3 protein-coding genes are annotated in these 3,123 nt (G+C 30.5%); all 3 read right to left on the bottom strand.

Annotated features, from left to right (window positions below; all coding sequences use genetic code 11):
• A partial coding sequence (locus tag PVA17_RS24530; protein ID WP_274069304.1) for an ABC transporter permease occupies window positions 1-644 on the bottom strand: 644 nt, incomplete at its 3' end.
• Window positions 645-732: 88 nt separating this feature from the next.
• Complete coding sequence (locus tag PVA17_RS24525; protein ID WP_274069303.1) at window positions 733-2,301, bottom strand: O-antigen ligase family protein; 1,569 nt, start codon at window positions 2,299-2,301, stop codon at window positions 733-735.
• A 17-nt stretch (window positions 2,302-2,318) separates the two neighbouring features.
• Window positions 2,319-2,816: a tetratricopeptide repeat protein gene (locus PVA17_RS24520; RefSeq protein WP_274069302.1), complete on the bottom strand. Its 498-nt coding sequence runs from the start codon at window positions 2,814-2,816 to the stop codon at window positions 2,319-2,321.
• Window positions 2,817-3,123 lie beyond the last annotated feature (307 nt).

Here is a 3,123-nt window from a genome sequence, read left to right as displayed (position 1 = left end):
GTAATATAATAGATTGGGTTAAGTTTTATTAAAAATAGATATTTTTGAGGAAGTATGTCTAAAGACCAAAAAATTGGCGTCATCCAAAAACAAAACTGTAATAACATATTTACTAATTGCCCAATGTCTTTTAAAAAGACTACTAAGCTTGCTGTTAAATATGATAAACCGGTTACTAATATTATTGTTGCAAATAAATAATATAGAAATTGTAGATTATATATATTAAAACTGTAGCCATATATATAAAACATAAAAAATAAAAATGTGATGAAAAAGACGTGAATATATAGTGAAGATACTATTTTTATCAAAGGCAAAATACCTATCTTAAAATTAACTTTTTTTACCAGATAACTATTTTCTAATATTGAATTTGTTGCACCGTTTAAACAGTCCGAAAAAAAGAACCATGGTATCATTGCACACATCAGCCATAAAATAAACGGAAAATCGTCTACTGGCATTGATTTAAAGCCTACTTGAAATACGAACCAAAAAATTAAAATTGTAATTAATGGATGTAAAAATCCCCATGTTATTCCTAAAACAGATCCTACAAAACGAGTTTTTAAATCACTTTTTGATAACTCAAAAGTAAGTTTTGTTGTCTTCTTAAATTCTTGAAATCTCGCAGAATCCATAATTCACCTTCTATAACAATTTTTGTAATCTATTAAAAGCATAGAATTAAAGGGTTTTTACTCCCTCAAATTTTCATACTTTTTACATTTATACAGTTATTTCATTTCTCTTGTATAATAAGCCTAACATGATTCCTCCGATTGCAAAAAGTGGTCCTGTAATCCCAATAGAAGTATCATTAAACAATGCTTGGATTAAAAACGCAAGCCATGCAATACACAAGGCAACAACTAAATTCGATGACATATTAAATTTGAAAATTTCTCGGATTGTTGATTTAAGTGATATTAGAATTATTGCTAAAAATGCCAGTATTCCTAATATACCTGTTCCATAAATAACACCAACATAAATGTTATGAGGTTTATCTACGATTGTAACCTCATTTAAATTTCCTCTTGCATCTATATGATTATGCGGAAATTGGTAAACAAGTGTATCTAAACCGTATCCTAAGAATGGACGGTCTTTCACTAAATCTAAAGTTTTTTCCCAAATATAAATCCTTCCTGTACCAGGACCCCATTTAGCTTCAGGTAGCACAGGTAATTCAAATGTATTTTTTGCTGCTGATGCCTTTTCAATATTCCATACGGATAAGCTATCTAAATTGATCCCCACAATCGATGTCTCTACTGATTGTTCAATTCCATATGGGTTATTTTTAGGAAGAAAGAAGCCAATTGATTCATCCCATACTTTAGGATTTTTCAAAGATAAAGAATGAACAAAACATGCAGTTGTAATGAAAAAAATCATCATAATTAGTAATGTTCTCTTTCTATTTAAAGACTTAATAGCTAACCAAATTAATAACGGTGTAATACAAACAAATGTAAAGAAACCACTTGCGGACATAGCCATCAACATAATTATCATTGATAATAAAGCAATAAATAAATTCGTGAATTTCTTAACATTCGAATTAGCAACAATAGCGCTTGCTAAAAATAGTAGTGTCATGATACCAAACATTCCACTCATATAGTTCCATTGATTAAGCGTCCCGATCAACTCAGATCCTTCACTGATTGTTGCACCATCTGGTAAGAACGCTGATACAAATTTTTGAACCCATGTATATTGCAATAAATCTTTACCATAAAAATTAACAGTTATAATAATAAAATTAATAATTATAAATGGATACAGCGAATATAAAATATGATTTACTACCTTTTTCGGATACTCAATATTCATTGCAATAAAAAATAATGCTAAATAACAAATCCAGCTGATTGCACCATCCGCACGACTGTACTGGCCATGTAGCGATATGGAAATATTCGGGGAAAAGATAGTCGATAACACAATCGCTACTGCAAACGCACCTACAGCATAGTTCAATTTAGTTTTGCGAATATCGCCGCTCATAAATAATATTTTCGCCAAAAACAATAGACTAGCTAGGAAAGTGATTACTAATAAAACTAACGCCTTATACTGTGTGAATAAATCACCCTTTACACCACTTGATAAGTTATCTATATTAGAAATAAGAGGAGATTGAACCTCTGTTACACTTGCCATAACGATTAATGGCATAAAGCCAATAACAATAAGGAGTAACCTGAAAATCCATTTGTCTACGGATTTTTGTGATTTTAAATCTTCTTCTACATCACGATAAGTTACTTTTTCGTAGAACTTACTCATTTCTTTAGTACCTTCCTTTATTTTGAATTTTCAATTTGTGCTAGTAGTGTGGCAACATGCTCTTGATAATTTGGTATCTCCTCTGGTACCCAACCAGATTCTTGGCAGCGCTGAAGCACAATTTTTGCATCTTCAAATCTTTTAGTAACTACAAATATCTCACCTAACTGAATCATAAATACTGGATCCTCTGCCTTATAAGGATTTAAATCCAATGTTTTTTGCATATAGATTGCTCCTTGTTTTACATCACCTTTATTAACCGCAATAATACCAGCTAAATAATTTGCAATTTCAGAGTTAGGCTCTGCCTTTAATACTTTAGAGATGGGTTCCCATGCATCCTCATAATTACCATCCGTTTGTAATTGAAGTGCCTGATTATATAGATTCTCATTCTTTTCAAAAATTTTGTCTTGTTTACTTGCCATAATATTTGCCCCGATTAGACCAATAACGACAAACACTACTACTCCAGACAAAATATATTTCCTAACTGGTTCAGTAAATGTCATACTTATTCTACCTTTCTAAGCTTTCGTCATTTTTTCACATATGGTTATTATACTATAAATTAGCATCTCCATGTTATATTTCCAAGGGAAACATAACCAAACTTATATTTCTATTTTTATTAAAGTATCTTGGATCTAACTAAAAACCATATCGGTAATATTAAGTCTACAAATTGATAGATAATATGCATAACCTCTAAAGTTATGTACATTTTATTAAAGGTTCTAAGTCAAATGTTGGGGTGCTGTAATCTTTCAGCACCTTAACCCAGATGAACTCCGATTTCTTTATACTTTAAATTTAATA

The sequence above is a fragment of the Lysinibacillus sp. CNPSo 3705 genome, from assembly GCF_028674935.1.
In the GTDB taxonomy this organism is placed as follows: domain Bacteria; phylum Bacillota; class Bacilli; order Bacillales_A; family Planococcaceae; genus Lysinibacillus.
This window is presented reverse-complemented; position numbering and strand designations above follow the sequence as displayed.